This window comes from Bradyrhizobium sp. USDA 4516 (genome assembly GCF_054055915.1).
On sequence record NZ_JBSRXT010000001.1, the window covers coordinates 6,899,241 to 6,912,942 of the forward strand.

The window sequence follows — 13,702 nt, forward strand, 5'->3', positions numbered from 1 at the left end:
TCATTTTCGACGCTCCCATTTCCAGTGCCAAGTTCCAGTGCCAGGCCTTTTTCGTTTGATATTGTAATGCTCCGTCTTTTGACCCGCCTTGGACTGCGCTTCGACGACATCGTCGAGGAGCGCCGATTTGTAGACCAGTACGTGCGGGGCAATATCGGCTGGACGCAGGTCGCGATGCTGCTCGGCGCCTTCACCTATGCTGGATATGCGTTCTGGGATTGGGTGCTCTATCCCGACGTCGTGGCGACCACGCTGGCGATCCGCGGCGGGGTCGCCGTGCTGGTCCTGCTGCCGCTCACCGCCTTGCTCTCGGTGCCGGCGATGAAGCCGTGGGCCGAGACGATCTTCCTCGTCTATTGCGTCGTTCCAGGCTGCGTGCTGCCGAGCGTCTACCTCGTGCTGCCCTCGGGATTCACCTATGCGGCACCCGGCGTGATGATGGTGATCCTGTTCGTCTCGACCATGCTGCCGCTGCGGATCGGGCCACTGGCGGTGTTCTGTCTCACGACATGGATTGCCCTGTGCATCGCTGAATCGCTCGGGCCTGCGCTGCCGCCGGGCTTGCGCTTCATCAATCATTCCCTCGTCATCAATGCCTATGCGTTGTCGCTTTACGCCGTCGCCGCCCGCGAGTTCCGCGCGCGCCAGCAGTTTCGAACGGCGCAGGCGCTCAAGCAGGAAAAGGAGCGCTCGGAAGCCTCGTTGCGCGATTTGCACGCGACGCAATCGCACCTCGTGCAGGCCGAGAAGCTGGCCTCGCTCGGGCAGCTCGTCGCCGGTGTCGCACACGAGGTCAGCACACCGCTTGGCCTGGCGCTGACCACGTCGACGACGATGGAGGCGGACCTTCGCGCGATGGGCGAGGCGCTGAACGGCACCGCTGTCCGGCGCTCCGACCTGACAAGGGGCATTGCACGGATCGAGAACGGCCTTCGACTGACCTCGGAAAACCTGCATCGGGCATCCGAGATGGTGCACAGCTTCAAGCAAGTCGCCATCCATCAGGCCGACGAAGAGCGTCACACGTTCGAGCTGGGCGGATGGCTGTCCGAGCTGATCGCAAAGCTCGGGCCGCTGCTGTCCCGTCAGGGATTGATCGTCGAACTCGACTGCCCGCAAGGCATCGTTCTGAACAGCTATCCCGGCGCGCTGGCGCAGGTGATCAGCAACCTGGCGTTCAACGCGGCGGCGCACGCTTATCCCGACGGCCGCGGCGGACGCTTCACCATGACGGTGACGCAGCCGGATCAGGCGCTGGCCCGGATCGCCTGCGCCGACCAAGGCGTCGGCATCCGCGAGGATTTGCAGGCCCGCGTGTTCGATCCGTTTTTCACCACCGGGCGGGAGCGGGGCAATATCGGGCTCGGGTTGCACATCGCCTTCAATACCGTGGTGTCGTCGCTCAGCGGCCGGATCGCGCTGGAAAGCGAACCAGGCCGCGGCACGCTGGTGCTGATCGAGATCCCGGTCTCGAGCTAGCCGCTGGTGGTAGCCCGGCCTCTGGCCGATCGACGCATCGGCGAATGTGTGGCGAGGACGCAGCAAGCGTCGCCCGGATGAGCGAAACGATATCCGGGGCATCCGGCCCCGCATGTCGCTTCGCTCATGCGGGCTACAGATGACATGTTGCGGCGCTCACGCGGGCCACAGGTGCTGAACCGCTACCGCTTGCGATCTAAAAATCCCTGCAGCAGGCGCTGCGGCTCGCCGGTCTGAAACGACTTTCCGAACACGCCGACGCTGAGGTTCACCGACTCGGTCAGCGGCAGCTCTTCCCATTGCCGCAGCAGGTCCTTCTGGATGCGTAGCGCCTCGGGGCCGCATTCCAGCAGCGCCTTGACGGTGTGCTCGACGGCGTCGTCGAGGCCGCCGGGCTTTGCCACGGTGTCGACCAGGCCCCAGGCGAGCGCGGTTTGGGCGTCGAGGTTCTCCGCGGTCATCATCAGCCAGCGGGCGCGGCCCCAGCCGATCAGGCGCGGCAGCAGCGCGGCGTGGATCACCGAGGGGATGCCGACGCGCACCTCGGGCATGCCGAACATCGCGTCATGTGCGGCAACGCGGACGTCGCAGGCGGCCGCGACCTCGAGGCCGCCGCCGAGGCACCAGCCGGGCAGGCGGGCGATCACCGGCGCCGGGAATTTGCGCACGGCCTCGCAGAGGTCGCGCAGCCGGCTGATGAATGCTTCGGCGGATGTCTGGTCGAGCGTCGCCATTTCCTTGATGTCGGCGCCGCCGATCATGCTGCGCTCGCTTTCGCCGGCCAGGATCACCGCGCGGATGCTCGGATCGGCGGCCAGATGCTCAAAACCCTCGCGCACGCCGTTGGTGACCGCGGAACTCACGATGTTCAGCTTGCCGGCGTTGCAGATGGTGAGGCGGACGACGCCTCTGTCGTCGCGGGCGATGCCGCAGTGGGGATTGAGCATGTCCATGGAAAAGCCCCGGCGCAGGAATGGATCGACAAGTCATTTCGGGATGGTGCGCAAGCACCAGACCCGGAATCTCGAGATTCCGGGTCTGGTGCTTGCGTCGCCCCGGAATGACTTGCGCCATGTCCCGGACAAAGCATGGCTCTGTCAAGGGACCGGGTGCGGCGGTTGCGCCGAGGGATGCGGATCTATAGAATTATATGCGTCATATAAATGGAGCCGTCATGACCGCCGCCGAAAGCATCGATCTTCGTTCGCCCGATCTAACGCGCACCCGCGTGGTGGAATGGCAGGCGCCCGGACCGGTGGCGAAAGCGGCGCTGCCGATGTCCGGGATCGAGGCGATGCGCGCGATCCGCGACGGCCGGTTGCCGCCGCCGCCGATGGCCAAGCTGATCGGCTTCCGCATGGCCGTGGTCGAGCAGGGGCGCATCGTGATGGAACTCGAGCCGCATGAGAGCCTGGAAAACACCATCGGCCTGCTGCACGGCGCCACCGCCGCGGCGCTGCTCGATACCGCGATGGGCTGTGCGATCTCGACCATGCTGCCGGCGGGGCAGACTTCGGTGACGCTCGACCTCAAGCTGACCTATCTGCGGCCGCTGTCGGCACGGTCGGGCACCATCAGCGCCGAAGGCAAGGTGATCAAGCTCGGGCGCCAAACCAGTTACACCGAGGGCTTCGTCCGCGACGGCAAGGGCAATCTTGCGGTGCACGCGACCGCGATGTTTTCGATGCTCGGCGGGGAACCGAAAGTGGCCGACAAGGCGAAATAACTGCAGCATTCCGGCCGCAAATCTGCTATTATATGATTAGAAACATTCCATGAGACCGGTATGCGCTATTCGAAAGAACACAAGCAGGAGACCCACGCGCGGATCGTCAAGAAGGCCGCGACGCGGCTGCGCGAGCGGGGCGCCCACGGCATCGGCGTCGCCGACCTGATGAAGGACGCCGGCCTGACCCATGGCGGCTTCTACGCGCATTTCGACTCGCGCGAGGCGCTGGTGATCGAGGCCTTCAGCTACGCGATGGACCGCGCCATCGAGCGCTGGCGCAAGGTCGCCGCGGACACGCCGCCGGAGAAGCGACTTTCGACCATCATCGACGGCTATCTTTCGGCGGTGCACCGCGACGATCCCGGCCAGGGCTGCGCGATCCCGGCGCTCGGCGCCGAGATCGCCCGCGAGAGCCCGAAGACCCGCAAGGCGTTTGCCCTCAAGCTCGACCAGATGATCGACATGATGGCCGACCAGATCATCGACGTGCCGCGCAAGACCGCCCGCAAGCAGGCGATGGCGACGCTGGCGACCATGATGGGCACCATAGTAATGTCGCGCATCGCCGGCAGCGGCGAAATGTCCGACGAGATCCTGAGCGCGGGCCGCGAGGCGGTGCTGGGGCGCGCCGCCGCGGCCAAGGCACCGGCGAAGAAGAAGGTGAATTAGCGCTTAGAGCGCCAACTGGTGCAGCGCGCCCAATACTCGATCCGTCACCCTGACGAGCGCGCATCGCGCGCGTCTCGAAGGGTCGACGGCCACCAGCCGGGCCGTGCATCCTTCGAGACGCGCTACGCGCTCCTCGGGATGACGGGAATAACACGGTGTCCGCCTCACACCCCGCTAAAAAGCGCGCGCTCGGCTTCCACGGTCTCGTAGATGTAGTCCGCCACCGCGCGGATGCGGGCGAGGTCCTTGCTGTCGGCGTGCATCAGCAGCCAGAAGGTGCGGGAGATCCGCACCTCGTCCGGCAGCACCGGCTGCAACTCGGGGTGGGCCGTTGCCATGAAGTGCGGCAGCACGGCGATGCCGAAGCCGGCGATGGTGGCGTTGAGCTGCGCGATCAGATTGGCGCTGCGGAATTTCGCCGAGATCTTCGGCGAGACCTGCGGCAGATAGTCGAGCTCCGGCGTGAACAGGAGCTCCTCGATGTAGCCGACGAAGCGGTGCCGCGGCAGGTCGGCGCGCGCAACAATTGCCGGCGCCTGGGCGAGATAGGCGGGTGCGGCATAAAGCCCGAGCGTGTAGTCTAGGAGCTTGCGGCCGACGATGCGGCCTTCCTTCGGCATGGTCAGGCTGATCGCGATGTCGGCCTCGCGCTTGGAGAGCGAGAACAGCCGCGCGGTGGCGACGAGCTGCAGATCGAGATCGGGATACCGCTCGGTGAACTTGACCAGCCGCGAGGCCAAAAAGTGGCTGCCGAAGCCGTCGGGCGCGCCGATCCGCACCGTGCCGGTGAGGTGGGCGCGCGAGCCGCCGACCGCCTCCTGGTTGGCGACGATGGTGGATTCCATCGCCTCCGCGCTGTCGGCGACGCGCTGGCCGGCCTCGGTCAGCAGATAGCCGGTCTTGCGCCGATCAAACAGTTTTGCGGAGAGGTGGCGCTCCAGCCGGTCGACACGGCGGATCACTGTGGCATGATCGACGCCGAGCTGCTTGGCGGCAGCCGAAACCGACCCGCCGCGCACGATGGCAAGCACGAAACGGAAGTCGTCCCAGTCGATTGTGCCGCCGCCTTGATCCAGCATTTCCGCACATCTATGGTGCAATTTATCGGACTTGAATCCCATAAAATGCAGGGTCAATAGGGTTTGTAAAGCGATCCCGCCGCGAGGAGCGGCGATTCAGGTGCTTCAGGGAGGTTTTTCCATGCGCTCAATCGGACATTTCATCGGTGGCAAGGAGGTCAAGGGCACGTCGGGCCGCACGGCTGACGTCTTCGAGCCGATGACCGGCGAGGTCCAGGCCAAGGTGGCGCTGGCCTCCAAGGCCGAGCTCCGCGCCGCGGTCGAGAACGCCAAGGCCGCGCAGCCGGAATGGGCCGCCACCAACCCGCAGCGCCGCGCCCGCGTCATGATGAGGTTCCTCGAGCTGGTGCAGCGCGACTACGACAAGCTCGCCGAGCTGCTGGCGCGCGAGCACGGCAAGACCGTTCCCGACGCCAAGGGCGACATCCAGCGCGGCCTCGAGGTCGCCGAGTTTGCCTGCGGCATCCCGCATCTGATGAAGGGCGAGTACACCGAGGGCGCCGGCCCCGGCATCGACATCTATTCGATGCGCCAACCCCTCGGCGTGGTCGCCGGCATCACGCCGTTCAACTTCCCGGCGATGATCCCGATGTGGAAGTTCGCGCCGGCGATCGCCTGCGGCAACGCCTTCATCCTCAAGCCGTCGGAGCGCGATCCCGGCGTGCCGATGATGCTCGCCGAATTGATGATCGAGGCGGGCCTGCCGGCCGGCATCCTCAACGTCGTCAACGGCGACAAGGAGGCAGTCGACGCCATCCTGGACGATCCCGATATCAAGGCGATCGGCTTCGTCGGCTCGACCCCGATCGCGCAGTACATCTACGAGCGCGCCGCGCAGACCGGCAAGCGCTGCCAGTGCTTCGGCGGCGCCAAGAACCACGCCATCGTGATGCCGGATGCCGACATGGACCAGACGGTCGATGCGCTGATCGGCGCCGGCTACGGCTCCGCCGGTGAGCGCTGCATGGCCGTCTCGGTCGCGGTGCCGGTCGGCAAGACCACCGCCGACCGCCTGATGGAGAAGCTGATCCCGCGCGTCGAGTCGCTCAAGATCGGCACCTCGGTCGATCCGTCGGCCGATTACGGCCCGCTGGTGACCCGCGAGGCGGTCGAGAAGGTCAAGAGCTACATCGACATCGGCATCAAGGAAGGCGCGACGCTCGCGGTCGACGGCCGCGGCTTCAAGATGCAGGGCTACGAGAAGGGCTTCTATCTCGGCGGTTCGCTGTTCGACAACGTCACCAAGGACATGCGGATCTACAAGGAAGAGATCTTCGGCCCGGTGCTCTCGGTGGTGCGCGCCCACGACTATCACGAGGCGCTGGCGCTGCCGTCCGACCATGACTACGGCAACGGTGTCGCGATCTTCACCCGCGACGGCGACGCCGCGCGCGACTTCGCCGCCAAGGTCAATGTCGGCATGGTCGGCATCAACGTGCCGATCCCGGTGCCGATCGCCTATTACACCTTCGGCGGCTGGAAGAAGTCCGGCTTCGGCGACCTCAACCAGCACGGTCCGGACTCGATCCGCTTCTACACCAAGACCAAGACGGTGACCTCGCGCTGGCCGTCCGGCGTCAAGGAAGGCGCGGAGTTCTCGATCCCGACGATGAAGTGATTTCCGGGAACGTCATTGCGAGCGCAGCGAAGCAATCCATCTATCCCCCGCGTGGAAGAATGGATTGCTTCGTCGCTTCGCTCCTCGCAATGACGGTGGGGTAACCTTCAGGGCTAGGCGGCGAGATGCAGTTCGCTCTCAACGAGGACCAGATCGCGGTTCGCGACATGGCGCGGGCGTTTGCGGCGGAGAAGATCGCGCCGCACGCGCTCGAATGGGACGAGACAAAGCACTTTCCAGTCGACGTGATGCGCGAGGCGGCAGGCCTCGGCATCGGCGGCATCTATATCAAGGACGATGTCGGCGGCTCGGCGATGACGCGATTCGACGCGGCGCTGATCTTCGAGGCGCTGGCGACGGGGTGCCCGACCACGTCGGCCTTCATCTCGATCCACAACATGGCGTCCTGGATGATCGATGCCTACGGCAACGACATCCAGCGCCACACATGGCTGCCGAAGCTCTGCACCATGGAGCTGATCGCGAGCTACTGCCTGACCGAGCCGGGCGCCGGCTCCGACGCGGCCGCGCTGCGCACCCGCGCGGTGCGCGACGGCGATCATTACGTGCTCAACGGCCAGAAGCAGTTCATCTCCGGCGCCGGCAGCACCGACCTGCTGGTGGCGATGGTGCGCACCGGCGGCGACGGTCCGGGCGGCGTCTCGACGCTGGTGATCGACGGCAAGACGCCGGGCGTGTCGTTCGGCGCTAACGAGCGCAAGATGGGCTGGAATGCGCAGCCGACCCGCGCTGTGATGTTCGAGAACGCGCGCGTGCCGGTCGCGAACCGGCTCGGGGAGGAGGGCATCGGCTTCAAGATCGCGATGGCCGGCCTCGACGGCGGCCGCCTCAACATCGCGGCGTGCTCGCTCGGCGGCGCGCAGGCGGCGCTCGACAAGGCGTTGGCCTACATGAAGGACCGCAAGGCATTCGGCAAACGCCTCGACGAATTCCAGGCGCTGCAATTCAAGATCGCCGACATGGCGACCGAGCTGGAAGCCGCACGCACCTTCCTGTGGCGGGCGGCCGCCGCGCTCGACCGCAAGGATCCGGACGCTTCCATGCTGTGCGCGATGGCAAAACGGTTTGGCACCGATGTCGGCTTCGAGGTCGCCAACCAGGCGCTGCAGCTGCATGGTGGCTACGGCTACCTCAGCGAATACGGCGTCGAGAAGATCGTGCGCGATCTGCGCGTGCACCAGATCCTCGAAGGCACCAATGAAATCATGCGGCTGATCGTGTCGCGCAAGTTGATCGAGGGCGCGCGATGAATGATGCGGCAGCAGCCGAGGGCGACCTGATCGCGCGCAAGGAAGGTTCTGCCGGCATTATCCGGCTCAACCGGCCGAAGGCGATCAATGCCGTGACGCTGGAGATGTTCCACGACATTGACAGGGCGCTCGACGCGTTCGAGGCCGATCCCGATGTCGCTGTCATCGTGCTGGAGGGCGCGGGCGAGCGTGGCCTGTGCGCCGGCGGCGACATCCGCGCGCTCTGGGAGAGCTCGAAGGTCAAGGGCGATCTCGGCAAGATCCTGTGGCGCGACGAATACATCCTCAACGCGCGGATCAAGAAGTTCCCAAAGCCCTATGTCGCCTTCATGGACGGCATCGTGATGGGCGGCGGCGTCGGGCTGTCGGCGCATAGCCGCCACCGCGTGGTGACGGAGCGGACCAAGCTCGCGATGCCCGAGGTCGGCCTCGGTTTCTTCCCCGATGTCGGCGGCACCTATCTGCTGTCGCGCTCGCCGGGTGAGATCGGCACCTATTTCGGGCTCACCGGCACCACCATGAACGGACCCGATGCGATCTACGCCAAATTCGCCGACGCCGTGGTGCCGAGCGCAAAGCTGCCGGCGCTGCGCGAGGCGCTGACCAAGGTTACGCCGGGTACGAGTTCGGCCGAGATTGATCGGCTGATCGGAGGCTTCGCCACTAGCGAGAGGGCTGGCCCTGTCGCCGCGATGCAGGCCAAAATCGACGGCTGGTTCGCACACGGCCGGATGGAGGACGTCGTCGCCGCGCTGAGGGCCGACGGCTCCGACCTGGCGCAGGCCACGCTTAAGACGCTCGGTGAGAAGTCGCCGCGCGGCATGGTGGTGACGCTGAAACTGCTGCGGCTGGCGCGCGCGACCGCGACGCTGGAAGAGTGCCTGAAGCGCGAATATCGCGCCGCGCTCGAGGTGTTCGCCAGCGACGATTTCCGCGAGGGCGTGCGCGCAGCCGTCATCGACAAGGATCGCAATCCGACATGGTCGCCGGCCCGGATCGAACAGGTGACGCCGGAGATGCTCACGCCTTACTTCGCCGAGATCGGCGCTGACGAATTGAAATTTCCCGACAGCAAATAGAAACGTCGCAAGCGGAGGACTTCCCATGGCAAACGTCGCATTCATCGGGCTCGGCAATATGGGCGGGCCGATGGCCGCCAATCTGGTCAAGGCCGGCCACAAGGTGACCGCGTTCGATCTGGTCGCAGCGTCTCGCGATCAGGCCAGGAGTGATGGCGCCGCGATCGCTGAGAGCAGCGTTGCTGCGGTGAAGGGCGCCGATGTCGTCATCACCATGCTGCCGGCCGGCAAGCACGTGCTCGGTGTCTGGAACGAGGTGCTGCCCGCGATGGCCAACGGCGCGCTGATCATCGACTGCTCGACCATCGACGTCGAAAGCGCAAAGCAGGCGCATGTGCTGGCTGCCAAGCACGGCATGGCCTCGGTCGACGCGCCGGTCTCCGGCGGCACCGGTGGCGCCAAGGGCGCGACGCTGACCTTCATGTGCGGCGGCGAGCCGAAGGCATTCGCGGCGGCCCAGCCGATGTTGGCAAACATGGGCAAGAAGATCGTGCATTGCGGCGCGGGCGGTGCAGGGCAGGCAGCCAAGATCTGCAATAATATGATCCTCGGTATTTCCATGATCGCGGTCGGCGAGGCTTTCGTGCTCGCCGAAAAGCTCGGCCTGTCGCACCAGGCGCTGTTCGACGTCGCCTCGACCTCGTCGGGACAGTGCTGGTCGCTGACGACCTATTGCCCGGTTCCCGGCCCGGTGCCGACGTCGCCGGCCAACAACGATTACAAGCCGGGTTTTGCTTCGAACCTGATGGTCAAGGACCTGACCCTGGCGCAGGACGCCGCCAATGCCGCCGGCGCGGTCACGCCGCTCGGCAAGCACGCGCAGGAGATCTATAAGACCTTCGACGCGTCGGGCCACGGTGGGGTCGACTTTTCCGGAATTATCCAGCACGTTAGGGCCCTTGCCCCGAAGTAAATCGCCGTCATCCTGAGATGCGAGCGGAGCGAGCCTCGAAGGATGGAAAGATGGTGTCCGTGGCCATCCTTCGAGACGCCGCGCAATGCGCGGCTCCTCAGGATGACGACAGAATACGTGGTGAAGCCGGATGACCACATTTCAGGACGCACGCGCCTTTCTGCTCAAGCACCGCACCGACTACGACGCCGCGGTGAAGGGATTTCGCTGGCCCGATCCGGTGCCGTTCAACTGGGCGCTCGATTGGTTCGATGCCGAACTGGCGCGAAATCTTGACAGCCGCGACCGGCCGGCGCTGTGGATCGTCGATGCCGCCAGCGGCAACGAGACCAAGCTTTCCTTCGCCGAGCTGTCGCGCCGCTCAAGCCAGGTTGCAAATTTCCTGCGCGCGCAGGGGCTGAAGCGCGGCGATCATCTGTTGCTGCTGCTCGGCAATGTCGTGCCGCTGTGGGAGACCATGCTGGCGGCGATGAAGCTCGGCGTCGTCGTGATCCCCGCCACCACGCTCTTGACCGCGGATGAATTGCGCGACCGGCTCGACCGCGGCAAGGCGAGGGCGGTGGTTGCCACGCAGGATCAGGTCGCGAAATTCGCAGGCCTCGGCAGCGACAAGCTCGTCCGCATCGTGGTCGGCGCGACACAGGCGCAGGACGGCTGGCTGCCGTTCGAGGATGCCGCCAAGCAGTCCGACGCATTCACGGCCGATGGCCCGACCAAGGCCGACGACCCGATGCTGCTCTATTTCACCTCGGGCACCACGGCAAAGCCGAAGCTGGTGCGGCACAGCCAGCGCAGCTATCCGGTCGGCCATCTCTCGACCATGTACTGGATCGGCCTGCAGCCCGGCGACATCCATCTCAACATTTCCTCGCCCGGCTGGGCCAAGCATGCCTGGAGCTGCTTCTTCGCGCCGTGGAACGCCGGCGCAACGATCTTTATCGCGAACCAGCCACGCTTCGAGGCGAAAGGACTGCTCTCGATCATCGGCCGCTGCGGCGTCACCACGCTGTGCGCGCCGCCGACGGTGTGGCGGATGTTCATCCAGGAGGACCTTGCGAGCTTCAAGGTCTCGCTGCGCGAGGTGTGCGGCGCCGGCGAGCCGCTCAATCCGGAGATCATCGACCAGGTCAAATCTGCCTGGGGGCTGACCATCCGCGACGGCTACGGCCAGACCGAAACCACCGCGCTGGCCGGCAACTCGCCGGGACAGAAGGTCAAGGTCGGCTCAATGGGCCGGCCGCTACCGGGCTATCGCGTGCAGGTCACCGACAATGACGGCCACGCCGCGAAGGAAGGCGAGGTGACCTTGCTGCTCGGCGCAGACCGGCCGGCGGGCCTGATGCAGGGCTATCAGGGCGACGACGGCAAGCTGATCGGCACCGACGGCGAGATCTATCGCAGCGGCGACGTCGTGTTCACCGATGACGAGGGTTATCTGACCTTCGTTGGCCGCACCGACGACGTGTTCAAATCCTCCGACTACCGGATCTCGCCGTTCGAGCTGGAGAGCGTGCTGCTGGAGCATGACGCGGTGGCCGAAGCCGCCGTGGTGCCGAGCCCGGACCCGATCCGGCTGGCGGTCCCGAAGGCCTATGTGCTGCTGGTATCAGGCGTCGAACGAACGCCGGAGACCGCGCTGTCGATCTTCAAACATTTGCACACGCGGCTCGCACCGTTTAAACGCATTCGCAAGATCGAGCTGGTCACCGAACTGCCGAAGACGATTTCTGGAAAAATCCGTCGCGTGCAGTTGCGCCGGCTCGAACACGACGATGTCAGAAGCGATGCGTTGCGCGGGATCGAGTTCCGCGAGGAAGAATTTCCGGAGCTGCAGAAGGTGCGGACCTCCGGTTAGCAGAGGTTAGCCAATGAACGAAGTCTGGAAGAAGCCGCCGGTGTCGCTGGAAACCTACCAGGGCATGGTCGGCAAGGAGATCGGCGTGTCCTCGTGGCACCTGCTCGATCAGGGCCGCATCGACACCTATGCCGACGTGATCGAGGATCACCAGTTCATCCATGTCGATCCCGAGCGCGCCAGCAAGGAGACCGCCTTCGGCACCACGATCGCGCATGGCTTCCTGACGATGTCGCTGATGTCGATCATGTCCTACGAGGTGATGCCGGTGCTCGAGGGCACCGCGATGGGCGTCAATTACGGCTTCGACAAGCTGCGCTTCATCTCGCCGGTGCGCTCCGGAAAACGCGTCCGCGGCCGCTTCGTGCTGGCCGAAGCCACGCTGCGCAAGCCGAAGGAGTTGTTGTCGCGCACCAACGTCACGGTCGAGATCGAGGGCGAGGAAAAGCCCGCGCTGGTCGCCGACTGGCTCGGCCTGATCTATTTCAGCTGAGGATCACAAGACACGGTTGTGTTGCAACCGCGAAGGGTTGTGCACCTCTCCCGCAAGCGGGGAGGTGCAGCGAGCCACCTCAATCTGTTTTTCAGGCGGTGCGCTGCTCTGGCCCATGTAGCGCATTGACGGCTGTGTTCCCCGGTGTCCATGATGCCCGCTTTAGGCGGTGCGGTCCCGGGAGTGGCAGCCATGGTGCAAAACATCGTCGCCGGAATTGTCGTAGTCGCTTTGATTGTGATCGGTGCGATTAGCTACGCTCAAGAGCATCACGAGTGCTGGAGCGGGCATGTGCTCAAAAGCCTGAAACCCTGCGGGTCGATGACCCCTTCGGTCTAGCGCGCCCGGTGGCCGCCTGGCCAGTCTCGGCCGGGCTTGACCCGGCCATCCATCGCTGCTCAAAAGCTGCCAATCGCGAGCGTCTCCACCCTCTCCCCCTGTGGGAGAGGGTGGCTTCGCGGCACGCGAAGCCGGGTGAGGGGTCTGTCTCCACGCAAAGACTCTCGCTTGAGCTCGCGGAGACAGACCCCTCATCCGGCGCGCTGGCGCGCGCCACCTTCTCCCACAAGGGGAGAAGGGAAGAACAGGAATTTACGGCATGGCAATCAGGTTTGACGGACGCGTCGCTATCGTCACCGGCGCGGGCAATGGTCTCGGACGGGCGCATGCGCTGGGGCTCGCCAGCCGCGGCGCCAAGGTGGTGGTCAACGATTTCGGCGGCGCGCGCGACGGCACCGGTGGGTCGCTGTCGCCGGCCGAGACCGTGGTCGAGGAGATCCGGAAAGCCGGCGGCACCGCGATGGCCGACGGCGCCGACGTCTCGAACTTCGAGCAGGTCACCGCGATGGTCGAGCGCGCCACCAAGGAGTGGGGCAGCGTCGATCTCCTGTGCGCCAATGCCGGCATCCTGCGCGACAAGTCGTTCACCAAGCTCGAGGTCGCCGACTGGGCCAAGGTGCTCGACGTGCATCTCACCGGCACCTTCTACTGCTGCAAGGCGGTGTGGGCCGGCATGCGCGAGCGCAATTACGGCCGCATCGTGCTGACGACCTCGTCGTCCGGCCTGTTCGGCAATTTCGGCCAGGCCAATTACGGCGCGGCGAAGGCCGGCATGGTCGGCCTGATGAACGTGCTCGCCGAAGAGGGCCGCAAGAACAACATCAAGGTCAACACCATCTCGCCGACCGCTGCGACCCGCATGACCGAGGAACTGCTGCCGCCGCAGGCGCTGGCGCTGATGAAGCCGGAAGCGATCACGCCCGCGGTCGAATTCCTGCTCTCGGAGGACGCACCGACCCGCACCATCATGGGCGCCGGCGCCGGCTCGTTTGCCGTGATCCGCGTGCTGGAGACCGAAGGCGTCAACCTGCCGCAGTCCGAATGGACGCCGGACGGCGTCGCCGCGCACTTCAACGCGATCAGCGACATGTCGACCGCGAAGGCGCTGCAGGGCGCGTTCGAGCAGACGCAGAAGTATGTCGCCCAGGCCGCCGCGCGGGCCGGGATCAAGCTCTGAG

At 65.5% G+C, this 13,702-nt stretch carries 13 protein-coding genes; 11 read left to right on the forward strand and 2 right to left on the reverse strand.

Going from position 1 to position 13,702, the window contains the following annotated elements; all coding sequences use genetic code 11:
* Positions 1-66: 66 nt before the first annotated feature.
* A complete protein-coding gene (locus tag ACVI1L_RS31435; RefSeq protein WP_253587112.1) occupies positions 67-1,479 on the forward strand; it encodes a sensor histidine kinase in 1,413 nt (470 codons plus the stop codon).
* A 182-nt stretch (positions 1,480-1,661) separates the two neighbouring features.
* Here the strand turns inward: ACVI1L_RS31435 and ACVI1L_RS31440 are convergent, their stop codons facing one another.
* Positions 1,662-2,432 carry an enoyl-CoA hydratase gene (locus tag ACVI1L_RS31440; RefSeq protein ID WP_316396978.1) on the reverse strand — a complete coding sequence of 257 codons (771 nt, stop codon included), beginning with the start codon at positions 2,430-2,432 and terminating at the stop codon, positions 1,662-1,664.
* Positions 2,433-2,653: 221 nt separating this feature from the next.
* Between ACVI1L_RS31440 and ACVI1L_RS31445 the strand changes: the two genes are divergently transcribed.
* Together ACVI1L_RS31445 and ACVI1L_RS31450 are read left to right on the forward strand one after the other, a co-directional pair.
* Positions 2,654-3,205, forward strand: a complete 552-nt coding sequence (locus ACVI1L_RS31445) for a PaaI family thioesterase (protein WP_168855686.1) — start codon at positions 2,654-2,656, stop codon at positions 3,203-3,205.
* A 60-nt stretch (positions 3,206-3,265) separates the two neighbouring features.
* The gene (locus ACVI1L_RS31450) at positions 3,266-3,877 is read left to right on the forward strand and encodes a TetR/AcrR family transcriptional regulator (protein ID WP_057019760.1); all 612 of its coding nucleotides are present in this window, start codon (positions 3,266-3,268) and stop codon (positions 3,875-3,877) included.
* A 164-nt stretch (positions 3,878-4,041) separates the two neighbouring features.
* Here the strand turns inward: ACVI1L_RS31450 and ACVI1L_RS31455 are convergent, their stop codons facing one another.
* Positions 4,042-4,956, reverse strand: a complete 915-nt coding sequence (locus tag ACVI1L_RS31455) for a LysR family transcriptional regulator (protein WP_225641331.1) — start codon at positions 4,954-4,956, stop codon at positions 4,042-4,044.
* A 121-nt stretch (positions 4,957-5,077) separates the two neighbouring features.
* Here ACVI1L_RS31455 and ACVI1L_RS31460 point away from each other — a divergent pair, with 121 nt between their 5' ends.
* The 8 genes from ACVI1L_RS31460 (at position 5,078) to ACVI1L_RS31495 (ending at position 13,701) form a co-directional block, all read left to right on the forward strand.
* A complete protein-coding gene (locus tag ACVI1L_RS31460) occupies positions 5,078-6,574 on the forward strand; it encodes a CoA-acylating methylmalonate-semialdehyde dehydrogenase (RefSeq protein WP_057020030.1) in 1,497 nt (498 codons plus the stop codon).
* A gap of 125 nt (positions 6,575-6,699) precedes the next feature.
* Positions 6,700-7,845, forward strand: a complete 1,146-nt coding sequence (locus ACVI1L_RS31465; protein ID WP_229191190.1) for an isobutyryl-CoA dehydrogenase — start codon at positions 6,700-6,702, stop codon at positions 7,843-7,845.
* The gene (locus ACVI1L_RS31470; protein ID WP_456784662.1) at positions 7,842-8,924 is read left to right on the forward strand and encodes an enoyl-CoA hydratase/isomerase family protein; all 1,083 of its coding nucleotides are present in this window, start codon (positions 7,842-7,844) and stop codon (positions 8,922-8,924) included. The genes ACVI1L_RS31465 and ACVI1L_RS31470 overlap by 4 nt, the downstream gene beginning before the upstream one ends.
* A gap of 25 nt (positions 8,925-8,949) precedes the next feature.
* Entirely contained in the window at positions 8,950-9,837 is an 888-nt protein-coding gene (gene mmsB / locus ACVI1L_RS31475) for a 3-hydroxyisobutyrate dehydrogenase (RefSeq protein WP_076826580.1), read from the forward strand.
* 130 nt (positions 9,838-9,967) lie between these two features.
* Positions 9,968-11,692 (forward strand): AMP-binding protein, encoded by a 1,725-nt coding sequence (locus ACVI1L_RS31480; RefSeq protein WP_456784663.1) that lies wholly within the window; start codon positions 9,968-9,970, stop codon positions 11,690-11,692.
* A gap of 13 nt (positions 11,693-11,705) precedes the next feature.
* On the forward strand, positions 11,706-12,185 hold the full coding sequence (locus ACVI1L_RS31485) for a MaoC family dehydratase (protein ID WP_456784664.1): 480 nt from the start codon (positions 11,706-11,708) through the stop codon (positions 12,183-12,185).
* Positions 12,186-12,377: 192 nt separating this feature from the next.
* Entirely contained in the window at positions 12,378-12,524 is a 147-nt protein-coding gene (locus ACVI1L_RS31490) for a hypothetical protein (protein WP_229191194.1), read from the forward strand.
* Positions 12,525-12,783: 259 nt separating this feature from the next.
* Positions 12,784-13,701: an SDR family NAD(P)-dependent oxidoreductase gene (locus ACVI1L_RS31495; protein ID WP_028344663.1), complete on the forward strand. Its 918-nt coding sequence runs from the start codon at positions 12,784-12,786 to the stop codon at positions 13,699-13,701.
* The last annotated feature ends 1 nt before the right edge of the window (position 13,702 follow it).